Source organism: Bacillus sp. PDNC022, assembly GCF_016919285.1.
Taxonomy (GTDB): Bacteria; Bacillota; Bacilli; order Bacillales; family Bacillaceae; genus Bacillus; species Bacillus safensis.
The window spans coordinates 1,652,937-1,677,574 of the sequence record NZ_CP070345.1 but is presented as its reverse complement, the minus strand read 5'-3'; the positions used below and the strand labels follow the sequence as shown (position 1 = coordinate 1,677,574).

The following is a 24,638-nucleotide window of genomic DNA, read 5'->3' as shown; positions in this document are numbered from 1 at the left end:
GACCCGGTCACCTGCAGCGCGGGACCGGGTTTTTTATGATGTGAAATGCTGAAACCTTGAATCGTCATAAGGCATAGATGAAGGAACTGAGACCGTTTTAAGCTCAGGGTATGTGAGGGCAGACAGCTGGTTACCAAATACGCAGCCTGTATCAATATTGACCGTTCTGCCAACGAATCGAGGTTCTTTCACTGGTGTATGGCCGTACACAATCCACGGTTTTCCGTAATACTCCTTTGCCCAATCCTTCCGAACAGGCCGTCCATCTGGCCATGTTTCTCCTGTGACGGCACCAAATAGTAGATAGGAGCGCATCTGTTTATTCGGCTTTTTTCCAATATCCTTTTCCTTCATCGCTGCGTGTGCAATAATCAGCTCATCAGGAATGAGTACATCATAAAGCGGAGCCTTCTCGAATAACTGCTTAAATTCATGTGACAATTTGTTTTGCTCATGAATTGGCAGTTTTTTTATTTCGTTCACTGTGGTTTCGATGCCATGAAGCAATTTGACGGGATTTCCTTTTAAGTAGCGATAAAGCTTAAAGCAATGGTTGCCAGGTACATAGCGGATTGCGCCGTGTGAATAGGCATGAATGACAAACCGCATGACGTCTATTGACTGAGGTCCTCGATCTGTTAAATCACCAACAAGGGCCAGCGTTCTCTTATCAGGATGGACGGGTAATCCATGTTTGAGTTCGTATCCTAGTTTGTGTATGAGGGTAAGCAGCTCTTCGTAGCAGCCGTGGATATCGCCAATAATATCGAATTTCATAAGGTTTCCTCCTGGTTTTTTCATCCATTCATCGGGTATAAAGAAGTTTGAATTTTAGAAAATATAACGAATGGCTTTCATTTCATTTGGGCAATTGTTAGAATCAATGCTTTAACGTAAGACTTAAAAAATTAAACATGAATGTTAGGAGGCTTTAGCCAATGGAGCATACATCTGTTTCATCACTCGTTGTCGTTATTATTGTCGCCTTTTTCACCCCTATTTTATTGCACCGATTTAAGCTAACCATTCCGGTCGTTGTAGCTGAAATCATCATGGGGCTCATCATTGGGAAAAGCGGTCTTCAACTGGTTGTCGAACATGATGCGTGGTTAGATACATTATCCATGCTCGGTTTTATTTTTCTGATGTTTTTAAGTGGACTTGAAATAGATTTTTCTTCTTTTGAGTCAAAGAAGAAAGCACGAGAACTTCCAAATGGTTTAAAAGAACCAAATACATTTAAAGCAGCCACCATGATTTTTCTTGGGGTATTTTGTATGTCCTTTATCCTGTCCTATGCGTTTGTACTCGCAGGGTTTATCCAAAATGCCTTTTTAATGACGCTCATTATCTCTACCATCTCATTAGGCGTAGTGGTACCAACCTTAAAAGAGGAAAAGTTGATGCAGACGAATATCGGTCAAATCATTCTGCTTGTAGCTGTCATTGCTGATTTAGTCACGATGATTTTACTTGCTGTGTTTTCCTCCATTTATGGAGATGGAACAGGGAACATGTGGCTCCTGCTCTTATTATTTGCTGCAGGCATTCTTCTTTATTTATTTGGCCGCGTATTTAAGACAAAGTCAATTTTTCAGTCGATGTCTAAAGGAACCGTGCAAATTGGGACAAGGGCAATCTTTACTCTCATTATAGTCTTAGTTGCCTTATCTGAATCACTCGGGGCTGAAAATATTCTTGGGGCGTTTTTAGCTGGTGTGCTTGTGTCCCTTCTTTCACCAAATAAAGAGCTCGTTCAGCAGCTGGACTCATTTGGCTATGGATTTTTAATCCCGATCTTTTTTGTGATGGTCGGAGTAGATCTGAATATATGGGCACTGTTTAAGGACCCGACGATTATGATCATGATTCCGCTGCTGTTTATTGCGCTGCTTATGAGTAAGCTCATCCCGATTCTTTATTTGAAAAAATGGTATGACATGAAAAAGGTCATTGGCTCCGGCTTTTTATTAACTTCAACGCTATCACTCGTCATTGCAGCTGCAACGATTGGTGAGCGGCTCGGGGTCATTGATCATAAAATGTCAGGAGCGCTGATTTTAGTTGCTGTGTTAACGAGTATTTTAACACCTGTTTGGTTTAAAGCGCTGTTTAAAAAAGAACAAGCGGAAAGCCATAAGAAGCGTGTGACCTTTATTGGTGCAAATCAGCTGACCTTACCTGTCACACTTGATTTACATCAGGATGAATATGACATTCGGATTTTGCATGTTTTTCAAGAAAATAAGGAAGCACTGCTGGCAGACTCTATCTTTGAAGTCGAATCAATTGAACAATACGACGATGAGACGCTGAGAAAGGCAGGCGTCGGTCAAGAGGATGTCCTTGTCGTCGCAACAGGCAGTGAGACGAAAAATAAGGAAATTGCTTTATTTGCAAAACAAGAAGGTTCAAAGCAAGTCATTGCAAGTGTCAACAAAGCTGAGGCAGAGCTGACCTTGAAGGAAGCGGGTATTGATACGTTTTCTACTTTCCTTTCATCTAAAACGGTGCTAAGAGCTTTGATTGAAGCACCTGATGCGATTCGATTGCTAACAAATGAGGATTCTTCTTTGTATCAAATTCAAATGAACAATCATCGTTATCATAATGTCATGCTGAGAGAATTTCCTTTCACCGGTGATTTGGTATTTGTCCGTATTTTCAGAGGGGTAGACAGCTTAGTACCGCATGGAGATACGACACTTAGAAACGGCGACCGTGTGCTTGTATCGGGCTCCCGGGAGTATGTGGCAGGACTAAGAGCCCAATTAGAATGACAATGAACCCTTGACCAATGAACAATTCCTGATTAAGATAGAGGTACAACATCATATATTTGATCCACTAGGGGAGTCCTTTAAAAGGGCTGAGATAAAAGTGTCGACTTTTAGACCCTCATTACCTGAACAGGTTCATACCTGCGTAGGGAAGTGGTGCGGTTTTTGACTATACTTTTTACAAATTCCAAGCCACTTTCCACGCGGAAAGTGGCTTTTTTATATGGAAAAACAGGAGGAGAGGAATATGACGTTTTCAACAGAATGTAAAGAGGCTGCAGCAACATGGTGGAATGGAAGCTTTACGCATCCTTTTGTCAAAGGGATTGGAGATGGCACTCTTTCACTCGATCGTTTCACCTATTACGTGATGCAGGATTCTTATTATTTAACTCATTTTGCAAAGGTGCAGGCATATGGAGCTGCGATTAGTGAGGACTTACATACGACGGGCAGAATGGCGTATCATGCCCAGGGCACGTATGAAGCAGAGCTGTCGCTGCATAGGAAATTTACAGAGCTTCTGCAGATTTCTGATGAAGCCATTGAGAACTTTAAGCCTTCCCCCACTGCTTATGCGTATACCTCTCATATGTACCGATCTGTAAAAAGCGGACGGTTTGAAGAGATTTTAGCCGCGTTATTACCATGTTACTGGCTCTATTATGAGGTAGGTGAAAAGCTGAAACAAACAACACCTGACCATCCGATTTACCAAGAATGGATTTTGACATATGGAGGCGATTGGTTTAAGGAACTCGTCTTCGAACAGGTGAACCGATTTGATGAACTAGCGGAAAAAGCACCAGAACATGTACGGGCCAATATGAAAGAAAATTTCGTGATTTCAAGCTATTACGAATATCACTTCTGGGAGATGGCGTATCAAAAAGAAATGTGGCAAACAGCATGCTTAGATGGGGTTGGTGCAAATGGAACTCCACGCAGTGACAAATGATTCGCTTCCTGCGGGTGAACTGATCAAACAAATAAAAGCCATTGCGTCTGAAGTGGATTTTATTCATATTCGGGAACGGTCTAAAACAGCAAGTGAGCTTGTTGATCTCGTGAAGAATCTCCTTTTAGAAGGTGTGCCGAAAGAAAAGCTCGTGATCAATGACCGAGTAGACGTGGCACTGCTTACCAATATTCACAGGGTGCATCTCCCGGGCCACAGCTTTTCGCCAAAAGAGCTGCGAAAAAAATTCCCTCACCTTCATGCGGGAGTGTCTGTCCATTCGATAGAAGAAGCAAAAGCAGCAGAGAAAAATGGAGCAGAGTATGTCATATTTGGTCACGTATATGACACCTCTTGTAAACCAGGACTTCAGGCAAGAGGTGTACAGCTTGTGAAAGAACTGACTTCTGCATTAAGGATTCCAGTGGTGGCCATCGGCGGAGTGACCCCAGAACGAGTTCCAGAATTGAAACACGCTAATGTGAAAGGAATCGCTGTCATGTCTGGGATTTTTACTCATCATCAGCCGCGTATGATGGCACAATTATTTTCTGAAAAAGTAAAGGAGAATCCTTATGAAGAAGCATTATGACGTAGCAATCATTGGTGGTGGAATCATAGGGGTGTCAATCGCCTATCACCTTGCAAAAGCAGGAAAACAAGTGGTCTTATTTGAAGCGAATGAGATAGGGAAGCAAACGACAAGTGCAGCTGCCGGGATGCTCGGTGCACATGCTGAAGGAGAGGGTCACGAGGATGTTTTCTTTCAGGCAGGCAGAGCAAGCCAGGCATTGTACGAAAAATTAAAGGTCGATCTTTTGCATGAATCAGGCATTGATATTCGAACTTCAGCTGGCGGTATCATGAAGGTCGCCTTTACAGAAGAAGAGAAACAGGCCCTTTGCCGGATGCAGCATTTGTCTACATTTAAATGGCTTGACGCAAGCAGAGTAAAAAAATGCATGCCTCAAGTCACAGATCACATGCTGGGAGCAGGTTTAATTGAAGAGGATGTTCATGTGGAGCCTTACGCGGTATGCAGGGCTTTGTGGCAGGCGGCCGTCCGGTACGGAGCAGATGTGAAAGAGTGTACACCTGTGATCGAAGTGAAGCGGGACAAAGAAGTGTTAACTGTCAGAACAACGAAGGGCACATTCACATGTGATGACCTGACAGTCGCAAGTGGTGTATGGTCTGGCCGTTTTTTTGAAGAGCTCGGATTATCGCATTCTCTTTATCCAGTAAAAGGGGAATGTGTGTCTGTATGGAATAACGGTCCAGCGCTCGCACACACCATTTATCATGATCATTGTTATATCGTTCAGCGAGATAGCGGAAAGCTTGTCATCGGCGCAACGATGAAGCCAAACGAGTGGCAGGCAGTTCCAACGCTTGGCGGCATGGAAGCTGTGATTCAAAAGGCGTCTCAGCTTATGCCTTCTATTAAGGAGATGCCGATTGAAGAGTGCTGGGCAGGCCTTCGACCGGCGACAAACGACCGGCATCCCTATATCGGAAGACATCCAGAAGACAAGCGTATTCTTTTTGCTGCAGGGCATTACAGGAACGGCATTTTACTTGCGCCGATTACTGGAGAAATCATTCGTGACCTGATATTAGACGAACCGGTCAAAGAGGAATGGCTTCACGCGTTTCGTATTGGACGAAAGGAGGCACTATTCGTATGAAGATTCAATTGAATGGCAGAATCGTTGATTTCGATCAAGAGAATGGAACGATCTATGATCTGCTAGCATCCTATCAGCTTGAAAACCGTGTGGTGATCGTTGAAAAGAACCATGAAATCATTGATAAAGAAGCGTTTCAACAAGTAGAAATTCAACCAAATGACACGATTGAAATCGTTCACTTTGTAGGAGGAGGATGACCCAATGCTGCACATTGGCGGAAAAACATTCACATCGAGACTATTACTCGGAACAGGGAAGTACCCATCATTTGAAATTCAAAAAGAAGCTGTGAACGTATCGGAAGCTGAAATTTTAACCTTTGCTGTCAGAAGAATGAACATATTTGAAGCATCTCAGCCTAATTTTTTGGAGCAGCTTGATTTATCAAGATATACGCTGCTTCCGAATACAGCTGGTGCAAGTACAGCAGAAGAGGCAGTGCGTATTGCCCGTTTAGCAAAGGCTTCTGGGCTTTGTGACATGATCAAGGTAGAAGTCATTGGCTGTTCAAGGTCTCTTCTGCCAGATCCAGTTGAAACATTAAAAGCATCTGAAATGCTGCTCGAAGAAGGATTTATCGTGCTGCCATATACATCTGATGATGTGGTGCTGGCAAGAAAATTAGAAGAACTCGGTGTCCATGCCATCATGCCTGGTGCTTCTCCAATTGGTTCAGGCCAAGGCCTGCTAAACCCTCTGAACCTCTCATTTATTATCGAGCAGGCGAAGGTGCCGGTCATTATTGATGCTGGCGTAGGCTCTCCGAAGGATGCAGCATATGCGATGGAGCTTGGAGCTGACGCTGTATTACTAAACACCGCTGTCTCTGGCGCAAAGGATCCTGTGAAAATGGCTAAAGCAATGAAACTCGCGATTGAATCAGGAAGACTAGGCTACGAGGCAGGACGTATTCCGCTGAAAAACTATGGAACAGCGAGCAGTCCACAGGAAGGAATGCCGTCATTTTGAGCACTCGTTACTCACGTCAAGAGCTTTTTCAGCCAATCGGAACAGAGGGACAAAAGCGGCTAAATGACTCAAAGGCGGTCATTATCGGAGCGGGGGCACTTGGAACCGCTAGTGCAGAAATGCTCGTTCGTGCCGGCGTTGGATCTGTCACCATTTTGGACCGAGATTATATTGAATGGAGCAACCTTCAGCGACAGCAGCTTTACACGGAGCAAGACGTGAAGGATCGGCTGCCAAAGGCTGTGGCGGCTGAAAAAAGACTCAAGCAAGTAAACAGTGACGTGCATGTCAAAGGAATCGTGATCGATGTGACTGCTCAAAACATTGACGAACTTGTCAGTGAGGCTTCGATCATTGTGGATGCAGCGGATAATTTTGAGGTGAGAATGATCGCAAATGATGCCGCGGTCAAACATCAAATTCCGTTCCTTTATGGAGCCTGTGTAGCCAGTTATGGCATTCAATTCACTGTGATCCCTGGTGAGACGCCGTGTTTACACTGTCTGCTTGAACATTTACCCGCACAAGGCATGACATGTGATACAGCAGGTATCATTAGTCCAGTTGTGCAGCAAGTGGCGGCATATCAAGTGGCAGATGCACTTAAATATTTAACAGGACATCAAGTGACGCCAATATTAAAATCCTTCGATTTATGGAAAAACGAACGTTCTGATATTCGGTCGGCCTTGTCTTTAAAGAAGAAGCAATGTCCAAGCTGTGGACTGAAGACTTATCCATTTCTTTCATATGACAAGAGAGCGAAGGCGGATGTACTATGCGGCCGCAATACGGTACAAATCCGCAGTGCAGCAGAAACACCGCCGCCTTTACATGAAGTAGCTCTACGGTTAAAGAGGGCAGGGATGGATGTGCTTGAGAATCCATATTTGCTTTCTTGTCAAAAGGATGAGTTTAAACTTGTCTTATTTAAAGATGGCAGAGCGCTCGTTCATGGTACGAATGATATTGCCAAAGCAAGAACCATTTATCATCAATGGATTGGCTAATGAGAGGTGTGAAGAAATGACGATCAAAAAAGCATTCACAATTGCGGGTTCTGATTCTGGCGGCGGAGCAGGCATTCAAGCAGATTTGAAAACTTTTCAGGAGCTCGGTGTGTACGGAATGTCTGCGATCACAGCGATTACTGCGCAAAACACACTAGGTGTTCACGGGATATACCCGCTTTCAATTGAGGCGTTAGAGCGTCAAATAGATGCAGTGGCAGAAGACTTACTGCCAGATGCCGTCAAAACAGGGATGCTGTGGAGTGCAGACATGATCAAGATCGTAGCTGAAAAAACGGTTCAATATGAAATGAAGCTGATTGTAGATCCAGTCATGATCGCAAAAGGAGGAGCCTCTTTATTAAATGAAGATGCGGTTTCTGCGATGAAAACACACTTGCTGCCTGTCAGCTATGCCGTAACACCAAATCTTCCTGAGGCAGAAGTGCTGACAGGCATACGTATTCAGACGAAAGAGGACCGCTATCTGGCAGCAGAGCGTCTTTATGAGCTCGGCACAAAACATGTCGTGATCAAAGGCGGCCATGGTCCATCTGATGGGATGATTACTGACCTGCTGTATGATGGCAAAGGCTTTATTGAAGTCACAAATGAATATATTGATACACCACATACACATGGCACAGGCTGCACGTTTGCAGCAGCATTAACAGCTGAAATTGCGAAAGGATATTCGATAAAGGAAGCCTTTGAAACAGCAGAAACCTTTGTCCATGAAGCCATCAAATTCCCTTTACGTATTGGATCTGGACACGGGCCTACGAACCATTTTGCTTATCAGCAAAACAGAATCAAACGATAAAGGAATCGAACCGTCTTCACTTGTGAGGGCGGTTTTTTCGCGAAAATGAAACTTTCTTTCAGCGGAAATTGTCATTCTCTTATGATCTGTGATAATATTATGATCAGGTACTAATACTATGTCTTGAAAAAATAGGAGGCTTTATTACATATGAACTTTTCTTTAGAAGGCCGTAATATCGTGGTTATGGGTGTTGCCAATAAACGAAGCATCGCTTGGGGAATTGCCCGCTCACTTCATGAAGCTGGAGCTCGTTTGATTTTTACTTATGTTGGAGATCGTCTTGCTGAATCGGTAAAAGAGCTTGCAAGCACACTTGAGCGTGATGATTCAATCATTCTTCCATGTGATGTGACAAGTGATGAAGAAATCGAAAAATGTTTTGCTGCAATTAAAGAAAAAGTACAAGTCATTCATGGTGTCGCGCATGCCATTGCATTTGCAAACAAGGAAGAGCTTGTTGGCGAATACTTGAATACGAACCGTGAAGGTTTCCTTTTGGCGCACAACATTAGTGCATACTCATTAACTGCTGTAGCAAAAGCAGCACGTCCATTGATGACAGAGGGTGGAAGCATTGTGACGCTTACATACCTAGGCGGAGAACGTGTTGTATCAAACTACAACGTAATGGGTGTAGCGAAAGCATCACTTGAAGCAAGTGTGAAATATTTAGCAGCTGATTTAGGCGCAGAAGGCATCCGCGTGAACAGTATTTCTGCTGGTCCAATTCGTACGTTATCTGCAAAAGGCATCAGCGGCTTTAATACCATTCTGAAGGATATTGAAGAGCGTGCACCACTTCGCCGTACTACAACTCCTGAAGAAGTTGGCGATACAGCTCTATTCTTATTCAGTGATCTATCTCGCGGCATGACAGGCGAGAATCTGCATGTTGATTCTGGCTTCCATATCATTGCCCGCTAAACGAATACATGACTCACAGCATACCGATGAAGGGTATGCTGTTTTTTATTTTTCTTCTGATTTGAGGCCTCCGTTCATATATATAAGGAATGAATCATTCGGGAGGGATTAGTATGTCAAATAAAGGTGATGAGAATCAAAAGCCGCTGATGTATATTGTTCAGCCGAGCTATCAAGAATCAAAGCCGGCCATGCAAAATATTGTGAGAAAGCGAAAGAAATCAGAAAAACAGCCAGAAAGTGATACCAATGCAAAAGATGTGATCAAAGAAAGCACGCAGGAGGAACGTGCAGCTCAAGAAATAGAGCATAAAAAAGAAGCAGAGCCGCCTAAACTTCAACAAGAACGAGATATGACACAAGCAGCTGAGTTTAAAGAAGAACAAGAGATCAAACAAGAAGCCGAATTTATACAGGAACAAGAAATCACACAAGAACCAGAGCTTATACAAAAGCGAGAGTCTCAGCAAGAAGAGGGAAACAAGCCAGAAGGTGTCTTTCATGAAACAAAAGAAGAACCAAGAAGAAAACGAGTGAAAAAACCTTTAAGTCAGATGAGTATTGATGAAAAAGTCGATTTTCTCACAAGACTGCCTCATAATATGCCAAGAGCTCTTTGTCTGATTGAAGCTGATGGTAAAACATATAGAGGGATCATCATGGATCGAAAAGATGATACTGTGATCATTCGGACAGCAGGCGGGGGAAATCCAGTCGAATTAGCGATTGCAGAGATTTCTTCCATCCACCCGCTTGGGTTTTAACAAAGAAAAAAGTCCCATATAGGGACTTTTTTTGTTAGCAGTTACGGTTGATGAGTCTTGGGTTTAGGCACTCGATTGCGCAGAAGCAGTCAAGGTCTACTTCAATGCAATATTTCGATTTTTCTAATCGGAACACATCACATAAGGAATCTTTATCTGTAAAATCTAAAATATGACGGTCTTTGTCAAATGCGATAAGCAAGCTGAGTGTTGCACAGTGATCACAGATATGTTCGACTCTGAAAAATGCAGTGCTGAAGCAAGGGCCTGCATCTACTTCTCCGACGTTTCCGAATGCGACGAATGGTTTTGATTTGGATGTAAAGAGAACAAATGGGACAGTGTCACCTAATGAATGTGATGGAGAAAGGAGATTGCTGTAACAGCTGGTCGGGCACTCTTCTTTGACAGCATTTTGCAAGTCGCTAATGTTTTCAACAGCCTCTGTTACACAGCTCCATGAATGTTTGCGGCTCATATTCAACCCTCCTATACTAGGAAATTTGTTTGAGTGTTTGAGCACTGTCATCATCTACAAGCTATCTTTGCCGGCTCGTGCATCTACTTTTAACCAATGCGGAAGCGGCCGCTTCTTATGCTGACTGCTCCGCATGATTGGCTGTCATTCGTGAGGAAGGGGATGCTTTGACTCATGACAAGTTAGATGAGCGGCCTGTTGATTTAGCCGTGGTGATGATGCTTTTTATCTTTTGATGGCATGACTCTGTCGACAAGCTCTGGGTTTAAGCATTGGATTGCGCAGAAGCAGTTTAAATCAACCTCAATACAAAAGTCCGTTTTTTCTAGACCAAAGAAGTCAGGGTCACAAGGGTGACACACGCTTAGCGTATGTCCGTGTACATCAACAGGTCTTAATACAGATAACGTAGCACAGCAGTCGTGTAATTTTTCAACCCGGAAGAAAATGGATTCGAAGCATTGGCAATCGTCAACAAATCCTCCGATGTTTCCGAAAGTAGAGAACAACCCGCCCTTTTTATCAAAAAGTAAAAACGGAATTGTATCTTTTCCAGAAACTGTTGGGCTTAATAAATTACTGTAGCAGCTCGTAGGACATTTATCTTCTACAGCTTCCTGCTCTGCTAAAATCTTATCAACCGCATCGCATACACAGTTTTCATCATGTCGGCCATGGTGTTTTCCGCAGCTCATGGATTTCAGCTCCTTTAACAAGGTATTTGACTTTAGTCCTTAACAACATATGTATGCGCCCTCTAGTTGGTGTGGGTAAATGACCATTTATATTTGTTGTATTTTTATAAAAGGAAAAGCAGAGCTTTTCGCTCTGCTTTTGGACATTAGAGGATACCGATTGCAACGATTGTCGCAACAAGAGTTTGTGTAAGTGTTTGGATTGCGATAGAGATGTCCGCATCGATTGTAGAGACTGTAACGTTTCTTGAATTTTCGATGACAAGTTTTTGGCGGTTTGTTTGTTTGTGAGTAGCAGCTTGTAAGAGATCCTGCGTGACACGGTCTGCCAAATCACCGTCAGCGATTGAGATATTTGTAATGGTAATGATCGCTGTTTGAACAGCTACTTGGATAGATGCTGCAACCTGTGCATCGACAGAAGATACGTTAATGTCACAAGAGTCTCTGACGATAATGACTTCCTCAGATGTCTGCTTTGTGAAGCTTACTTGATCAAAGTCTTGTAAGACATCTTCATCATCATAATAGTCGTCACAAAGTGCTTTTCTTTCATAATTGCAATCGTCGTGGTGTCTGTGGTGTCCGTGGTGTCCGTGGTGTGTACAGTTACGATCTAGAGCGACCCAAGAGTATGGTTTAGAATCCATTTCTATTCCTCCTTCCGTTTACTTTATTAAATGCTGGAATGTGTGGTTTTGTTTCGGGCATTTACCCTAGCATACAACCCATTTTTATTTAATCGTTATTTCGCTGCGCATCACGACGCTGCTGAATTCGCTCTCGAAGTGAATTTCGTTTTGGACGTACTTTTGGTTCAGGCTCTACTTCTTCCGCCTGTTTTGCTGCCTCAGCCTGCCTTTTTTTCTCCTGCTGCTGTTCTACGAAATCATTTGCTTTCTTTTGTAAATCCTCGACTAATTTCAAAATCATTCTTCTTTGATCGTCTGAGATATTTGCTTTCTGATCTTCGGTGATATTGTTTTTGTTTAACACATCACTTACAAGAAGACTCGTTAATGGATCAACATCAGTATTGATTTGAAACTCCTTTTTTTCGTTCTCTTCAGCCACGATGATTTCACCTCTTTCATACGTCATGTTAGAAAAAGAAAGGGTCAAAGAATGCCGGCTTCAACTAAGAGTACATTCAATGTTTGAGTGAGAATTTGGACGGAGCTCATAATGGATGCATCTGATAACGTGATCGTAATGTTATGGCAGTTGATGATTTGAATCACAGTTTTCTTTTGGACTGTCACTTGTTGGGTGGATAAAAGCTGATCTGTGATGTCTGCAGCCACTTCATCGTCTGGTACAAGAATTTGGATTAAAAGAGTAATGATTGTCGTTACGGTCGCTTGAAGGGAGAGTGCAGCTGTTACATCTGTTTTATGAATTGTGACATTTTCGGAATCTTTGATCTCAATGAAATCATCATAATTGCTGATTAATTCGTTTAACAGTTGTGTATACAATGTTTCAGCACTTTCTTCAATAGACAATACTTTCACTCCTTTCTTATCTATACATTATTTAATGCAACAAGGACGCAAGGTGGAATCAGAAAGTGTGAAAAAGTACAACCCAATTTTATTTCCGCTCGATTCATCATGTCGGTCTTTTTTCTTGCATATATAAAGAAAGGACGGAAAAGAAGAAAGAAGGAGGTGGAGGCTTCTGAGCGGTGCTTTGTCATTTGTCGTGTTTGCCCTCGCATCCTTTAGACTGACGAGACTGATTGTGTTTGATACCATTACTGCCCCTTTTCGCCGTCTATTCCATGAAGAACAGGAAGAGGTAAACGAACAAGGTGAGGTCGAAACATATATCATCATTAAAGGGGGAGGACTGCGGTCTTGGGTTGGAGAACTGTTAAGCTGTTATTGGTGTACTGGCATATGGTGCACTGCTGCCTTACTTCTGATATACATACTTTTTCCTGTCATCAGCATGTGGCTTAATTTACTATTAGCGATTGCCGCAGCAGCAGGCATCATTGAAGCGATCGTCTCAAAGCTTGTGAAATAAACAGGCATTCTGATCAGACACGCTTTCAATAAATGCATATACTATCATGGAATAGGAAAGGAAGGGTTGCGATGAAACCAACTGAAACGCCGTCACATATGCTTCAAGGTTATCCAGCGCAGTCAAATCAACAATCTGTATATACGAAGAAAATCAAGAAAACTGGCTGCGGCTGTGGAAACAAAAAGAAACCTCAATAATAGAAGAGAAAAACAAAAGCCGGATTTATCCGGTTTTTTTGTTGCCCTTTTTTTGAGTGATGCATATGTAAGAGAGAAGGGGTGACCAGAATGGATGCATTCGAACAATTAATCGGTTCCTTGTTCACTAAACCGCATGATGGGAAAGAACAAGCGCACGAGAAGGCTGAAAGGGATCTAACGGATAAAGCGAATGATCTTGAGGAGCACTTAAAAGCATTTGGCTTGAAGATGGAGGCTTTTGCGAAAGAAACAGAAGCATTCATGATGCGTCATAGAGAGGCAGATTACATCTTTAAACAGCAGAAATAAAAATTCCGCACTTTTTTATGTGATCGTCCAAACCATTTCTTTCATTTTTCATACTTTGTAAGGGAGAAGAGGAGGTGCTTAAATATGAGTTGTTACGGTGGCGGTTATTGCGGCGGCTACGGAGGTGGCTACGGCGGCGGATATGGATCAACATTTGTTCTTGTTGTCGTGCTTTTCATCCTCCTAATTATCGTTGGTGCTTCTTTCTTTAACTACTAAAAAGTAAGAAGGTGAGGGAAGCAAGGGGGAAGCCTTTTGCTTTCCTTTCTCTTTGGTCAAACAAGGCTTTAGGATAGGCACATATCTCGCCTATTTTCATATAGTAAGGTGATTACTCCATAAAGAGGAGGCAAATGAATGGATAATAAATTCTTTAAAAGCGTAGAAAACAAAACCGGTGTGAATATGAATGATGTGTTTAAACTTGCAGGTTCTTTGCAAAATGCCAACTTTAAAGATGAAAATACCGTTCGAGGTGTCATTAAAAAAGTAGCGCAGCTTGCGAACAAACGTGTACCTAAAGAAATGGAAGACAAAATCGTTCAATCGATTACAAGTGGAAAAGAAAAGCTTGATTTCAATACAATCGCTAAAATGATGAACAACAAAAAATAAACAACAGGCTCTCCGTTTAAAGGGGGGCCTGTTGTTTTTGTGTAAATAATTCACGGTTTTTCTTTAGAAGAGGATACAAAAAACGAGAACGATGAGCCGTTTTTCCTCGTCTAAATGATGGAACAGACAGATAAAGAGATTGTTCTGCTCTTGTCATGGCAACGTATAATAAACGGCGCTCTTCTTCCAGCGCTTCTTCATCACCGTTTCTGAGTTCATCCAGTGAGAAATCATGAGGCAGTGCCCCATCGACCACACAAGTGATGTATACTGTCTGGAACTCAAGTCCCTTTGCGCGGTGGATCGTCATGAGCTGAACACCGGGTTCAGCTGTTTTTTCCTTTTCGGCAGACTTCATATGTTCGGCATGTGCGAGAAAGTCTTCAATCGTTTCAAAGCGTTTGGCGGCTGTTTTCACATCACGTACATCATCCGCCCCTTTTTCAAGTACATTCGTATCGTTCACCCGTTTTTTCAAGTAATCTCCGAGTCCCATCTTTTGTTCAATAAATGTCACCGCGTCCGATGGCTTTAACGTCCGTAACGTTCGGAACAAAGGAACCATTGATTGCAGCTTTTTCCGTTGAAACGGCTGTATATCTGTCAGTTTTCCAAGCGCTTCTACCATTGAGCAATCTTCTGTGATGGTCAGTGCTTTTAGTGTATTAAGGGTTTGCTGCTTTAAAAAGAAAACCGGCAGCAGCTGTTTCATGGCTGCCACATCATCTGCATCCTGACTTAAAGAAAGAAAGGCGAGGAGAACCCGAACCATTCGTCTGCTGTAAAAGGCTTTGACACCGGCATCTGTCTCATACGGAATGGCCGATTGATGCAGTCGTTCATAAATTGCCCGGCCGCCTGTATTCGTTCGAAACAGCACGCAGAAGTCATTCGGCTTTGCACCGTTTTTAATTTTCTCCTGAATATCTGCGACAATCATCGTCGCTTCCTCTTCTTCATCATATGGATAGAAGAGCGTCGGAGGAATTTTCTCCTCGCGCACGGCTTTTAACGTCTTCTCATAACGATGCTGATTTTTCTTAATAATCGCATCAGCACTTGCGACAATCGTATGGTGAGACCGGTAATTCGCATGTAAATGGACGATCTGAGCCGAAGGATAGTCCTGTTTGAATTCAAGAATGAAAGCAGGATTGCTCCCTCTAAAGGCGTAAATGGCTTGATCATCATCACCTACACAAAATAACTGCTCTGATTCTCCGGCTAAAAGCTGAATTAATTGATATTGTACTGGATTAATATCTTGAAATTCATCCACTAAAATATACTGGAATCGTTCTTGATACCGTTTTAGCAGTTCGGGCTGTTCTGTCAGCATATGTAAGCAGGCAATCGCCATATCATCAAAGTCAAATTGCTGGTTGTCTCGTTTTTGCTGTTCATATGATTGGTAGATCGTCCACATATGTTTTTCCTTTTCATCTTTCAAATCAGGAAGCTCACCTGGTAAAAAGGCATTTTTCCAATAGCCAATCGATTGCAGTACTTGATCAGTAGGGTAGTCTTTCTCATCAAGCCCCTCATTCATAATGGCTTTTCGAATGTATTGCTCCTTTTGCCAGTCAAACTTAATCAGATGCTGGCCGTTCCATTTGTTTGCGTCATCGTGAAGCAGCATTTTATAAAAAAGACTGTGGAAGGTACCTGTCACCACTTGGCTGGCTTGTGAAGGATGAAGCTGGTATTGCTTACGCAGCCTTTCTTTCATCTCACTGCTCGCTTTGGTCGTGAAGGTCACGAGTAAAATATGGTGAGCAGGAATATGATGATGGGACATGAGATAAGCTGCTCTAGCCGTCAAGACTCTTGTTTTCCCGCTGCCGGCACCAGCCAGCACAAGCATCGGACCATCTTGATGTGTGACAGCTTGAAGCTGCGGTGTGCTAAAGGTGATATTCGGAAAGAGGTCGATCGTATGAACTTGTTCATTCTCTTCTAAATGTAAGGCATCGCTCAATTGAATCGACCTAGGTTCCTGCCAGTCATTTGATTCGTTCGTTTGGGAGATGATCTGTTTGCCGGTTGGAAAACGGAAGCCGCCAAGTTCTTTATAGGAAGCCTTTTCTTCATGTTCAGCCGTTTGATTATGATCTGTTTGTTCTTCAGCTTGTTCACAGATCTCTTGCTGAGACATATGCTTATGGATAAAGGCAGGTTCATCATGTATATTTAATCTAAAAAAGACCGGTTGTCCGCAATATGGGCAGAATAATTGTCCTTTTTTTCCCTCGTCATGGAGGAATTGATAGTGTTCTCTCGAATACGTATGTAATGAGATCGTTCGATCATGTCGTCGTGCGCATTTCAAAGCTAGTCCTCCAATAGTCAATCAATCTTAAAATGAAACACATCTAATCATATCAAATGAGGCGTGTTTCAAACAGTCATAATTAGGGAATAGTAGAGTAAGAGAGAAGCAAAGGAGGCGTTCTTGATGGGATATATAGCCCCGATTCAGCCGGATCTGTATTTTCAATATATCAATCGTCCAGCTCCTCAGGATAAAGAAGACTACGCGAAAGTAACAAAGGTTACTCGCACCTTTCATGACAAGATTTACAGAGAGCTGGAGAAAAAAGAGGACTTAGTGACAGAAGCGGAAACGAAAGTACAGCAAAAAAAGCGGGAACGTTTTGTACGAGATATGTTTATGGAGGAAGGCAAGGGCATTCATATCAATACGTATATATAAATGATTGCGCTTTCCTCCTGTGACGAACGATAATGAAAAAGAAAAAGCCGGGGCATCTTGAATGCTCTGGCTTTTCTTTTGGTCAAACAGACAGTGTTTTTGTCATTTTGACATGTGTGATTCCTGCTTCTTCAAACGGTTCAGAAACCGCTTTGTAGCCTTTCTTTTCGTAGAAAGGAAGCGCATGGACTTGGGCATGCATAACCGCTTCTTTTGCTCCATTAGCAATCGCTTCTGTTTCTAGCGCTTCTAATAGCTTGTGGCCAAGGCCGAAAGAGCGCGCCTCTTTTAACACACAAATGCGTTCAAGCTTTGCCTTTGATCCCTCAATGAACCGCAGTCTAGCGGCCGCCTGAGGTTTTTTGTCATCATTGTAAATGACAAAATGGGTGGCTTTGTCCTCTAGTTCATCTATTTCGATCTCTACTGGAACTTCTTGTTCTTTTACGAATACTTCTTTTCGTACATAATATGCATCTTCTCGTTGTGTTTGTTCTGTTGCGATGACTGTTTTCAAATGTCTTTAACCCTCTTCTCCTAAAATAAATGTTTCATAGACGGTCCAAGATCCGTTCTCTAACTGATATAAAAGGTGGAAGCGATCCACTGTTTCTTCATGGTCAATCTTTCTCAGCTTTAATGTGCCAAGTACGTCTGAATGCTCATCATCTGATAGTTTTTGAGCCACTGTCACATGCGGAACAAAGGCATATTCAGGTGTACCAGCAAGTGGCTCTGCGTACAATCTTTCATTGAGCGCCATGATGTCCTCGTTCGGTTCTACTTTCATATAAATGACGTTGTTTACAGGAGCGAATGAACTGAATTTTTTAATACGTAACGTAATAGGAGAAGCATTTTTTGCATAATCTCTTAACGTTGAGACGACCTCAGCCGCTTCTAGATCCGTTAATTCAAAAGGTGTTCTTAATGTTAAATGAGGCGGTATGAGTGCATAGTTCGGATCATAACGCTTCCGGTAAGAGTTCGCAATATCTTGCAATTTTTTCGATGGAAATATAACAACTCCGTATTTCATCATGTTCCCTCCTGAATAAGAAAGTATTTATTATTGTTTATTATAACAAAATTCAGTTGATTAACGAATATGGGAGCATTCTTTTTAACGAAGGCGCAATGAGCGGCTGCCAAAACGTCCATTTATGATCCCCTTCGAATGTCTCAAATAAATAATCCGCTCCAGATTGTTCAAGAAGGGCCTTTAAATCATCATTCGGCTGAACAAAATCAAGCACCTGGCCATCTGTTGTTTTCACAGCGGTTTCCTCAAGCCCAATTTGATGGATAATGGCATAATGAGAAAGGGCTGTCGACTGTTTGACGGCTTCTAGAACCGACTCGTCAACGTAAGGGGACTGCAAAATCAGCCCGCCGAATAAAGAAGGGTAATCAATGGCTGTCATGAGAGAAATCGTCGCACCCAGTGAATCACCAATAAACGTACGCCCTGATCCAATTTGATAGGTTGGATAGTGTTCATCAATATAAGGGACCAGTTCATTTGCTAAAAAGCGTTTATACGCTTCAAACTTTGTACCGTCTGGATGATACGTGTTTCGTCTTTCCGTGACATTTTCATAAGGTACACCAATGATAATCGAGCGTTCCATTTCTTTGTTTTGCATCAATTCTTCTGCCTGTCTGCCTATTTTGCCTAGGCGGAAATAATCATGACCATCCTGGGCAATGATGACATGATATGTATAAAGGGGGGAGTAATTGACTGGCAAATAGATCAAAATGGTCATATCCGCCCCAAGTTCTTTTGACTGTATGGTTTCTTCTTGAATGATTCCTGTTTTCTTCACCATAATCCATTCCTCCAGCTAACCAAATTCATCATAAAGTGAAACGTTTCCATTCATTGTAACATGAAAAACAGCGTTGTTCCTATATGCTAACATGCAATCAAATCGTATAACATCGATTCTTTTATAAAATACAGAAAATTTTAATTAATCATGACATTTCCCCTTGAAAAATGAGATTTAATGGGTTACAGTATTAAGAATTAGAACAGACAGACAACACATTCTTATCGTGAGAGGTGGAGGGACTGGCCCTTTGAAACCTCAGCAACCGGTATGCATCACTTCATGTGATGTACCAAGGTGCTAAATCCAGCAAGCAGCTTTTTTGCTTGGAAGATAAGAGGAAGCGATTAAACCCCCTTCTTCTTATGAAGAAGGGGTTTTCTGTTTTGAAATCAGATTTTTACTTAGGATGGTGTCAAATGACAGAACATGTGGAAACGAAATTAGCGCAGATTGGAAACCGTAGCGAAGAGGTGACTGGCACTGTCAGTCCTCCCGTTTATCTTTCGACAGCATACAGACATAGAGGTATAGGGGAATCTACAGGATTTGATTACATTCGAACGAAAAACCCAACAAGACAGCTTGTAGAGGATGCAATTGCTTCACTCGAAGAAGGGACGGCCGGTTTTGCCTTCAGTTCGGGAATGGCGGCAATCCAAACGATCATGGCTCTATTTGAAAGCGGAGATGAACTCCTCGTCTCATCAGATCTATATGGCGGTACATACCGTTTGTTTGAAAACGAATGGAAAAAGTACGGCTTACGTTTTCTTTATGATGATTTTTCAGATGAAGACTGTTTACGCTCTAAAATCACGCCAAACACAAAAGCGGTCTTTATTGAAACACCGACAAATCCACTGATGCAGGAAGCAGATATTCAAAAAATAGCGAAGATTGCAAAAGATCATGGCGCTTTGGTGATTGTCGATAACACCTTTTACACACCAGTCTTGCAAAAGCCGATTACGCTTGGAGCGGACATTGTCATTCATAGCGCAACCAAATATTTAGGCGGACATAATGACGTTCTTGCAGGGCTTGTCGTCACAAAAGGAGAGCAGCTGTCTGAAGACATGTTCCAGCATCAAAACGCGATTGGAGCGGTTCTATCACCATTTGACTCATGGCTTTTAATGAGAGGGATGAAAACACTGGCACTTAGAATGCGCCAGCACGAGGAAAATGCGAAGGAACTGGCACAGTTTTTAGAGAAGCAGCCGGAAATTCAAGATGTCCTTTATCCAGGAAAGGGAGGCATGCTGTCATTCCGAGTAGCTAAAGAGGACTGGGTCAATCCATTTTTGAAGCAGCTGAAAACGATTTGTTTTGCTGAAAGCCTTGGCGGAGTTGAAAGCTTCATTACGTATCCTGCAACGCAAACGCACATGGATATTCCAGAAGAGATTCGCATCGCAAACGGTGTATGTAACAAGCTGCTCCGTTTCTCTGTTGGCATCGAGCATGTAGATGATCTGAAAGCAGATCTGAAACAGGCACTATCACAAGTAAAAGAGGAGGTACACGCCAAATGACCACACACGATTGGACACTCGAAACACAACTCGTTCATAATGCGTTTAAAACAGATCGTTCAACAGGTGCAGTCAGTGTACCGATTCAGCATGCATCCACATTTCATCAAAGCAGCTTCGATGAATTTGGCCAATATGACTACTCGAGATCGGGGACTCCTACACGTCAAGCATTAGAGGATACGATTGCGGCGCTGGAAGGAGGAACGAGAGGGCTTGCTTTTGCATCAGGCATGGCTGCTATTTCAACCGCTTTTCTTCTATTATCAAAGGGAGATCACGTCCTTGTCACAAGAGATGTGTATGGCGGTACATTCAGAATGATTACTAAAGTTCTTTCGCGATTTGGCATTGAGCATACCTTTGTGGATATGACCGATTTGAATGAAGTCAAAAGAGGCATTCAATCGAATACAAAGGTCATTTACATGGAAACACCGTCAAATCCAACACTAGGCATTACAGATATTGAAGGTGTTGTACAGCTTGCAAAAGAGCATGACTGTCTGACTTTCTTAGATAATACGTTTTTAACGCCTGCGCTTCAGCGTCCGCTGGATCTTGGTGTTGACGTTGTTCTGCACAGTGCAACGAAATTTTTAAGCGGCCACAGTGATGTACTGTCAGGCTTAGCCGTTGTGAAAGATGAGAAGTTGGGAGACGAACTCTATTCACTGCAAAACTCCTTCGGTGCGGTCCTTGGTGTGCAGGACTGCTGGCTCGTGCTAAGAGGGTTAAAAACCCTTCAGGTGAGATTAGAAAAAGCCAGCCAAACGGCATTTGAACTCGCTACATTCCTCAAAGAACATCCTGCGGTGAAAAAAGTATACTATCCAGGCTTAGATGATCATCCTGGGGCAGACATTCAGCGCAAGCAAGCAAGCGGAGCTGGAGCCGTTCTCTCATTTGAACTAGAAAACCAAGCGGCTGTCAAAGAATTGGTGGATGCCGTCACATTACCTGTATTCGCCGTCAGCCTTGGCGCCGTCGAATCTATTTTGTCGTACCCAGCCAAAATGTCACATGCGGCTATGCCAAAAGAAGAAAGAGAAAAAAGAGGGATTACAGATGGGCTGCTTCGTTTAAGTGTCGGAGTTGAAAACGGAGAAGACCTCAAACGTGACTTCAAACAAGCACTCGATCAACTAAAGCCCGTCCTTGTGAACCAATCATAAAGAAGGAGAGAAAAAAGCCGGCACAGCCGCCGGCTTTTTGATCTTTTTTGAACAAAACCATTGACGACTTAATATGATGGTTATATAATAGAGACTGTCAGTAACAGAAAGCCCAGAACTGATACATAACCCGATTCCGTAGCTCAGCTGGGAGAGCGCTACCTTGACAGGGTAGAGGTCGCTGGTTCGAGCCCAGTCGGAATCATATAAAAAGACGTTGATACAGAGCCATTCTTGAGATAATCGAGAGTGGCTTTTGTATTTCTTAAAACAAAAAGGTAACATTGCCATAATAAAAACCACACTGAAATAAAGTGTGGTCAATTTAAAATCCCATCCATTTGATCAGCAATCTGTTGGCTTGTTGAAGGTAGTACATGAGCATATGTTTGAAGTGTTAATTTTATGTCCCGGTCTTTTACTCACTGCTTTAACAGGTGCGCCATTCAATAATAAGATAGTTGCACAAGTGTGTCTTAGATCATGAAACCGTATCTTGGTAACGCCTGTTTCTTCTATTGGCCAATCATAGATCAGACCCGTTTTATGAACCAAGTGAAGAAGTAAAAGAAACAATTGATCACATTGTTGAGGAATAAAAAGATGAGATTGAAGAAGTTTTGTCGGTGATTAAAGATGTCGATGTATGCAGAGATACATTCTCGTTTGTAGATCCACAGGAATGGATGAAGGAATTAAAAGAGAAAAAAGCTGTTACCGCAAAGTTAAGTAAATTTAAAAAGAATTGAGGACAGCTTTTCTAAACAGAAAATCATCTAAGGATCTTTACAAACTCAGTAATAGTATCTATGCATTTTGGAACGAAGTTTTCCTCTAGTATAAAGGAAAATGTATATTCATCTATCTCGTGTTCTACACTTAATCCAGGAAGCTGTTTTATACTTGAGTATTTTTTCTTTTTAACTATAGACTGATTATGTGCAATAGCATTTCTTACTTTTCCGTAGTCTACAATATCTTGCCATAAACCAGTGTTGAATGGCTCAGTGATTAAACAAGCTTTTGTTAAAAAAGTTTTTGCTCTATTAATTCCTTGGCCATGAATATCCTCATAACTCAGATTGAGGTTTTTCTCTTTTTGTAGATCATTACATTTAGAATTAAGATAGTTTTCAAATGAAAAGTATATCTCCAGAAATACTGTTCTACGTATCATTTGAGGATGTCTAATTACATAATCATAAAGCTTATCATCATTTCTCTCCACGTAATACTGTGCTTCTTCTTTATCCATTCCTTGTGTAGCTTCATCAAGGTATTCTTCATAGGACTGAAGGGAATTTTGATTGTATTTTTCCATTTCATTGTAGTATTGCAGTATTTGTTTGAGTTCGAATTCTATAAAAAAATCATGTATTTTAAATATTTTAGGTGCCATATTCATCATCCTGTTCCAATTAATAGAAGTATTATAAATTAACTATAAAACTGTGTAAAGTGGAAGGGGTGTAAAGCAAAATATGTTAGATGAAAGAAAGATTAAATCTATCTCATTAATAGCGGAAGCAAGGAAGACAATGCAAGAAAGTGCTGATGGAAAACTTTACAAAAAAGGTATTATTAAACAAAAACCCACCCCGATCTGGGGTAGGTTTAAACTCATTTGTAGACGTAACATGTTTCATTGATAACATCAACACAATCGAATGTTCTATGATATGAGTCTCCATTATCATCTCTAAACCAAATACGAACTTGTGCTATTCCCTGACTATTATAACCAAGCCATTTATACTCATAGCCTTTGTGTTTGTTTCGGATAGGTGTTAAATCTCCTGGTTTTACTGGTTCTGATGCATTCGCTGGTACAGCAGATACAAGCAAAGCCCCTGTAACTAAAACACTTCCAATGATCTTTTTCAAATTCATAAATGACACTCCCTCTCAAATTTATGTATCTATTGAATCTCTAATAGACATCCTAATATTAACATTTAATTTGTATGTAATTTGTCGAATTGTGCAGTTTTATTAAAATATTTTCTATTTTTTACTAATAATGACATAATATTAAACAAGAAGATTTATCCTAGAGAAAAAGCCTTGTTGACTTTTAAAAAAGCCTCAACACACCTTCAATTCATAAGCGCAGTTTCCGATATTATCCATGAGGTGACTATAAGTGAGAAGCACACTGAAGGAAAATAGAGAAATTAAGAAATAGAAGTTTACTAAGCAAAATTTAAAGCATAATTTGGTGGAGTTGAGTACACGTGGACTCATTGTTTACTTAACAGAAAACTTCCCTAGAGATGGTCAAGATTATACCGAATATAAAAAGAAGATGATGATTCTAAAATCATTAGATACGGAAGATATATCAGGCGCAATTGCTCGAATGGATAGGATTAATCATGTTAATGATCAAAAAAGATTGTTGTTCTTTATTGGAATAATATCCACAATTATCGTGGCTGCAACAACTGCTATTCTTAGAAAAATAGATATCGATCCTAGCACATCTAATATAGACATTGTTGCAACTATTGCAATGATATGCACTGTTCCTGTAATTATTTATCTAATGATTTCTTTGGCGGTGATAATGGACAGTTTCAGCAAAGCAACTGTTAATTACTTTAAAGACTTGCTTATCATTGCAAGAAATGAGAAAAAGAATGATATTGAAATTGTTTAGGCTCTTTCTTGCCCCCTTTATTCATACTGGGTTTACTTCATCGTAAATTGCAGTATTACAAAGGGAGTAGTTTTAACCTACAGTGGGGATCTCATAAATACCTACCGTCATTTAAAATGACATCCGCTTATATCAAAACGCATATTTGCGTTCAGTCGTTTAAAACTATGATATTCTTTCCATTCAATCTAAATCCCCTGTATAATTAAGGAAAATTAATTAGGAGGATTAAAAGTGAAGGTTCTTAGATTTGAATATGAGAATAATAGATTTGAATTACACACAATATTTATGGAAAATATTTCAATAATGAAAGATGATGATATTCAAAGAGATATGCTAAAAAAGAGTAAAAATATAGTTAAAGCTGCTTTGGGCTTTGAGAGCTATTTGAAACAAGAATATTTTTCAACATACGAAGAAAACAATTCTGTGTATTGCTCATACACGTTTTGAAAGGATAAT

General features: G+C 41.4%; 34 protein-coding genes, 1 tRNA gene and 2 riboswitches. Of the genes, 22 read left to right on the top strand and 13 right to left on the bottom strand.

Translation table 11 applies throughout. The features are described from left to right. Positions 1-33: 33 nt before the first annotated feature. Complete coding sequence (prpE, locus tag JVX94_RS08800; protein WP_205185314.1) at positions 34-777, bottom strand: bis(5'-nucleosyl)-tetraphosphatase PrpE; 744 nt, start codon at positions 775-777, stop codon at positions 34-36. A 161-nt stretch (positions 778-938) separates the two neighbouring features. On the opposite strand from prpE, the gene JVX94_RS08795 reads away from it, so the two are divergent. From JVX94_RS08795 to JVX94_RS08750, 10 genes are all read left to right on the top strand, one after another. Continuing rightward, entirely contained in the window at positions 939-2,780 is a 1,842-nt protein-coding gene (locus JVX94_RS08795; protein ID WP_205185312.1) for a monovalent cation:proton antiporter family protein, read from the top strand. 59 nt (positions 2,781-2,839) lie between these two features. Further along, positions 2,840-2,949: riboswitch (TPP riboswitch) on the top strand. 78 nt (positions 2,950-3,027) lie between these two features. Continuing rightward, positions 3,028-3,738, top strand: a complete 711-nt coding sequence (gene tenA, locus JVX94_RS08790) for a thiaminase II (RefSeq protein ID WP_095408208.1) — start codon at positions 3,028-3,030, stop codon at positions 3,736-3,738. After that, entirely contained in the window at positions 3,713-4,330 is a 618-nt protein-coding gene (gene tenI, locus JVX94_RS08785) for a thiazole tautomerase TenI (RefSeq protein WP_205185310.1), read from the top strand. Before tenA ends, tenI begins: the two co-directional genes overlap by 26 nt. After that, positions 4,314-5,426: a glycine oxidase ThiO gene (gene thiO, locus JVX94_RS08780; protein ID WP_205185308.1), complete on the top strand. Its 1,113-nt coding sequence runs from the start codon at positions 4,314-4,316 to the stop codon at positions 5,424-5,426. Before tenI ends, thiO begins: the two co-directional genes overlap by 17 nt. Then, the gene (gene thiS / locus JVX94_RS08775; RefSeq protein ID WP_111289936.1) at positions 5,423-5,626 is read left to right on the top strand and encodes a sulfur carrier protein ThiS; all 204 of its coding nucleotides are present in this window, start codon (positions 5,423-5,425) and stop codon (positions 5,624-5,626) included. The genes thiO and thiS overlap by 4 nt, the downstream gene beginning before the upstream one ends. Positions 5,627-5,630: 4 nt before the next feature. Then, positions 5,631-6,398 (top strand): thiazole synthase, encoded by a 768-nt coding sequence (locus JVX94_RS08770; protein ID WP_142944524.1) that lies wholly within the window; start codon positions 5,631-5,633, stop codon positions 6,396-6,398. Next, positions 6,395-7,408 (top strand): thiazole biosynthesis adenylyltransferase ThiF, encoded by a 1,014-nt coding sequence (locus JVX94_RS08765; protein WP_205185307.1) that lies wholly within the window; start codon positions 6,395-6,397, stop codon positions 7,406-7,408. Before JVX94_RS08770 ends, JVX94_RS08765 begins: the two co-directional genes overlap by 4 nt. Before the next feature lie 16 nt (positions 7,409-7,424). Beyond that, positions 7,425-8,231, top strand: coding sequence for a bifunctional hydroxymethylpyrimidine kinase/phosphomethylpyrimidine kinase (thiD, locus tag JVX94_RS08760; RefSeq protein ID WP_197198416.1), 807 nt, complete (start codon positions 7,425-7,427; stop codon positions 8,229-8,231). A 150-nt stretch (positions 8,232-8,381) separates the two neighbouring features. Next, complete coding sequence (fabI, locus tag JVX94_RS08755; protein WP_024425017.1) at positions 8,382-9,158, top strand: enoyl-ACP reductase FabI; 777 nt, start codon at positions 8,382-8,384, stop codon at positions 9,156-9,158. 113 nt (positions 9,159-9,271) lie between these two features. Continuing rightward, the gene (locus tag JVX94_RS08750; protein WP_205185305.1) at positions 9,272-9,922 is read left to right on the top strand and encodes a CotO family spore coat protein; all 651 of its coding nucleotides are present in this window, start codon (positions 9,272-9,274) and stop codon (positions 9,920-9,922) included. A 34-nt stretch (positions 9,923-9,956) separates the two neighbouring features. Here JVX94_RS08750 and JVX94_RS08745 read toward each other — a convergent pair whose 3' ends face one another. The 5 genes from JVX94_RS08745 to JVX94_RS08725 form a co-directional block, all read right to left on the bottom strand. Then, positions 9,957-10,400 (bottom strand): CotY/CotZ family spore coat protein, encoded by a 444-nt coding sequence (locus JVX94_RS08745; protein ID WP_111292832.1) that lies wholly within the window; start codon positions 10,398-10,400, stop codon positions 9,957-9,959. 203 nt (positions 10,401-10,603) lie between these two features. Beyond that, positions 10,604-11,095: a CotY/CotZ family spore coat protein gene (locus JVX94_RS08740; RefSeq protein ID WP_003211658.1), complete on the bottom strand. Its 492-nt coding sequence runs from the start codon at positions 11,093-11,095 to the stop codon at positions 10,604-10,606. A 146-nt stretch (positions 11,096-11,241) separates the two neighbouring features. Further along, on the bottom strand, positions 11,242-11,745 hold the full coding sequence (locus tag JVX94_RS08735; RefSeq protein WP_205185303.1) for a spore coat protein: 504 nt from the start codon (positions 11,743-11,745) through the stop codon (positions 11,242-11,244). A gap of 88 nt (positions 11,746-11,833) precedes the next feature. Next, positions 11,834-12,169, bottom strand: a complete 336-nt coding sequence (locus tag JVX94_RS08730; RefSeq protein WP_111292834.1) for a spore coat protein — start codon at positions 12,167-12,169, stop codon at positions 11,834-11,836. Positions 12,170-12,213: 44 nt separating this feature from the next. Then, positions 12,214-12,609, bottom strand: a complete 396-nt coding sequence (locus tag JVX94_RS08725; protein WP_240193816.1) for a spore coat protein — start codon at positions 12,607-12,609, stop codon at positions 12,214-12,216. 166 nt (positions 12,610-12,775) lie between these two features. Here JVX94_RS08725 and JVX94_RS08720 point away from each other — a divergent pair, with 166 nt between their 5' ends. The 5 genes from JVX94_RS08720 to spoVIF all read left to right on the top strand — a co-directional run bounded on the left by JVX94_RS08720 (position 12,776) and on the right by spoVIF (position 14,253). Further along, the gene (locus JVX94_RS08720; protein ID WP_111292829.1) at positions 12,776-13,126 is read left to right on the top strand and encodes a DUF1360 domain-containing protein; all 351 of its coding nucleotides are present in this window, start codon (positions 12,776-12,778) and stop codon (positions 13,124-13,126) included. 71 nt (positions 13,127-13,197) lie between these two features. Then, positions 13,198-13,326: a hypothetical protein gene (locus JVX94_RS19700; RefSeq protein ID WP_254967544.1), complete on the top strand. Its 129-nt coding sequence runs from the start codon at positions 13,198-13,200 to the stop codon at positions 13,324-13,326. Between the two features lie 90 nt (positions 13,327-13,416). Further along, a complete protein-coding gene (locus tag JVX94_RS08715) occupies positions 13,417-13,638 on the top strand; it encodes a hypothetical protein (RefSeq protein ID WP_197198415.1) in 222 nt (73 codons plus the stop codon). Positions 13,639-13,722: 84 nt separating this feature from the next. Next, complete coding sequence (locus JVX94_RS08710; protein ID WP_047201816.1) at positions 13,723-13,857, top strand: YjcZ family sporulation protein; 135 nt, start codon at positions 13,723-13,725, stop codon at positions 13,855-13,857. A gap of 138 nt (positions 13,858-13,995) precedes the next feature. Next, positions 13,996-14,253, top strand: coding sequence for a sporulation-specific transcription regulator SpoVIF (gene spoVIF, locus JVX94_RS08705; RefSeq protein ID WP_008348417.1), 258 nt, complete (start codon positions 13,996-13,998; stop codon positions 14,251-14,253). Between the two features lie 16 nt (positions 14,254-14,269). Here spoVIF and JVX94_RS08700 read toward each other — a convergent pair whose 3' ends face one another. Beyond that, on the bottom strand, positions 14,270-16,582 hold the full coding sequence (locus tag JVX94_RS08700) for a UvrD-helicase domain-containing protein (RefSeq protein ID WP_144470188.1): 2,313 nt from the start codon (positions 16,580-16,582) through the stop codon (positions 14,270-14,272). A gap of 126 nt (positions 16,583-16,708) precedes the next feature. Between JVX94_RS08700 and JVX94_RS08695 the strand changes: the two genes are divergently transcribed. Beyond that, entirely contained in the window at positions 16,709-16,966 is a 258-nt protein-coding gene (locus tag JVX94_RS08695; protein WP_024425007.1) for a hypothetical protein, read from the top strand. An 82-nt stretch (positions 16,967-17,048) separates the two neighbouring features. Here the strand turns inward: JVX94_RS08695 and JVX94_RS08690 are convergent, their stop codons facing one another. From JVX94_RS08690 to JVX94_RS08680, 3 genes are read right to left on the bottom strand one after another with little or no spacing between them, the layout of a single operon-like run. Then, on the bottom strand, positions 17,049-17,483 hold the full coding sequence (locus tag JVX94_RS08690) for a GNAT family N-acetyltransferase (RefSeq protein ID WP_205185301.1): 435 nt from the start codon (positions 17,481-17,483) through the stop codon (positions 17,049-17,051). Between the two features lie 6 nt (positions 17,484-17,489). Continuing rightward, the gene (locus JVX94_RS08685; RefSeq protein WP_039177859.1) at positions 17,490-18,005 is read right to left on the bottom strand and encodes a YjcG family protein; all 516 of its coding nucleotides are present in this window, start codon (positions 18,003-18,005) and stop codon (positions 17,490-17,492) included. Positions 18,006-18,057: 52 nt separating this feature from the next. After that, complete coding sequence (locus JVX94_RS08680) at positions 18,058-18,798, bottom strand: alpha/beta hydrolase (RefSeq protein ID WP_205185299.1); 741 nt, start codon at positions 18,796-18,798, stop codon at positions 18,058-18,060. A 221-nt stretch (positions 18,799-19,019) separates the two neighbouring features. Next, positions 19,020-19,141: riboswitch (SAM riboswitch) on the top strand. A gap of 79 nt (positions 19,142-19,220) precedes the next feature. Here JVX94_RS08680 and JVX94_RS08675 point away from each other — a divergent pair. The 3 genes from JVX94_RS08675 (at position 19,221) to JVX94_RS08665 (ending at position 21,719) form a co-directional block, all read left to right on the top strand. After that, on the top strand, positions 19,221-20,339 hold the full coding sequence (locus JVX94_RS08675) for a methionine biosynthesis PLP-dependent protein (protein WP_205185296.1): 1,119 nt from the start codon (positions 19,221-19,223) through the stop codon (positions 20,337-20,339). Next, complete coding sequence (gene metC / locus JVX94_RS08670) at positions 20,336-21,514, top strand: cystathionine beta-lyase (RefSeq protein WP_205185293.1); 1,179 nt, start codon at positions 20,336-20,338, stop codon at positions 21,512-21,514. The genes JVX94_RS08675 and metC overlap by 4 nt, the downstream gene beginning before the upstream one ends. 132 nt (positions 21,515-21,646) lie before the next feature. Next, positions 21,647-21,719 (top strand) — tRNA-Val (locus JVX94_RS08665). Positions 21,720-21,859: 140 nt separating this feature from the next. Here JVX94_RS08665 and JVX94_RS19770 read toward each other — a convergent pair. After that, complete coding sequence (locus JVX94_RS19770) at positions 21,860-22,069, bottom strand: tyrosine-type recombinase/integrase (protein ID WP_446698902.1); 210 nt, start codon at positions 22,067-22,069, stop codon at positions 21,860-21,862. 71 nt (positions 22,070-22,140) lie between these two features. Between JVX94_RS19770 and JVX94_RS19695 the strand changes: the two genes are divergently transcribed. Beyond that, positions 22,141-22,263, top strand: a complete 123-nt coding sequence (locus JVX94_RS19695) for a hypothetical protein (RefSeq protein ID WP_262982671.1) — start codon at positions 22,141-22,143, stop codon at positions 22,261-22,263. Between the two features lie 23 nt (positions 22,264-22,286). Here the strand turns inward: JVX94_RS19695 and JVX94_RS08655 are convergent, their stop codons facing one another. Further along, positions 22,287-22,913: a hypothetical protein gene (locus tag JVX94_RS08655; protein ID WP_095408225.1), complete on the bottom strand. Its 627-nt coding sequence runs from the start codon at positions 22,911-22,913 to the stop codon at positions 22,287-22,289. Positions 22,914-23,134: 221 nt separating this feature from the next. Further along, entirely contained in the window at positions 23,135-23,404 is a 270-nt protein-coding gene (locus JVX94_RS08650) for a hypothetical protein (RefSeq protein ID WP_095408226.1), read from the bottom strand. Between the two features lie 334 nt (positions 23,405-23,738). Between JVX94_RS08650 and JVX94_RS08645 the strand changes: the two genes are divergently transcribed. Both JVX94_RS08645 and JVX94_RS08640 read left to right on the top strand, forming a co-directional pair. Next, positions 23,739-24,173: a hypothetical protein gene (locus JVX94_RS08645; protein WP_095408227.1), complete on the top strand. Its 435-nt coding sequence runs from the start codon at positions 23,739-23,741 to the stop codon at positions 24,171-24,173. A gap of 234 nt (positions 24,174-24,407) precedes the next feature. Then, the gene (locus JVX94_RS08640; RefSeq protein ID WP_095408228.1) at positions 24,408-24,629 is read left to right on the top strand and encodes a hypothetical protein; all 222 of its coding nucleotides are present in this window, start codon (positions 24,408-24,410) and stop codon (positions 24,627-24,629) included. Positions 24,630-24,638 lie beyond the last annotated feature (9 nt).